This is a genomic window from Mesorhizobium sp. M0909, from assembly GCF_040319515.1.
Classification (GTDB): Bacteria; Pseudomonadota; Alphaproteobacteria; order Rhizobiales; family Rhizobiaceae; genus Mesorhizobium.
The window spans coordinates 1-663 of sequence record NZ_JAMYOA010000069.1 but is presented as its reverse complement, the minus strand read 5'-3'; the positions used below and the strand labels follow the sequence as shown (position 1 = coordinate 663).

The window sequence follows — 663 nt, the reverse complement described above, 5'->3', positions numbered from 1 at the left end:
GGCGCACGCTTGCCATAATAGGCGTAGCCGCAACGCCGGCAGACCGTGTGGCCCTGCAGCAGCCAGTCCGCGCCGGGTATGCGTTGGCGCTTGCGCTTCCGGTTCTCCTCAAGCTGTGCACGGGCCGCCTCGAATACGATGAGATCAACAAGTGGGGGAACAGGGATCGCGATCCTCTCTTCAGGCGGAACGAGAACACGGCAAGTGGCGCGCGGCGAGGGTTGCGGATGACCGCGGATCGGCCGCAAGCGCGGCCGCTGCGGCAGGAAGCGGGCGCGTCCGAAAGCGGCGCGTCCGGCATAGGCCGGATTGGCGAGCATGCCGCGGATCGTGGACGCGTGCCAATGCGTAGCTCCTACCCGTGTCTGGCAGCCGATCTGCTCGAGCCGCCGGCACACTTCTCGCAAGCTCATGCGATCGAGGCCGACCCATGCGAAGATCAGACGAACAATGTGCGCCTCCACCTCCACCACCTCGAAGCGTGCCACGCCGCCGCCTTGGTCCCGGCTCACATAGCGGCAGCCGAAGGGCGCACCCGTCAGAGCGCTGACGGAGCCGGAACGGGCCGCATGACGACGACCGCGACGGCTGCGCTCAAGGATCTTGGCGCGTTCATATTCGGCGATCACGCCCTGAACCTGGAGCAAAAGATCATCCTCTGCC

1 protein-coding gene and 1 pseudogene are annotated in these 663 nt (G+C 66.4%); both read right to left on the bottom strand.

Features of this window, described 5'->3' with window-relative positions; translation table 11 throughout:
* Nucleotides 1-488, bottom strand: a 488-nt coding sequence (locus NKH83_RS31560) for a recombinase family protein (protein ID WP_352809080.1), incomplete at its 3' end; no start/stop codon positions are given.
* A 75-nt stretch (nt 489-563) separates the two neighbouring features.
* Nucleotides 564-647 (bottom strand): annotated as a pseudogene (locus tag NKH83_RS31555) (recombinase family protein); the annotation flags it as partial.
* Between the last annotated feature and the right edge of the window lie 16 nt (nt 648-663).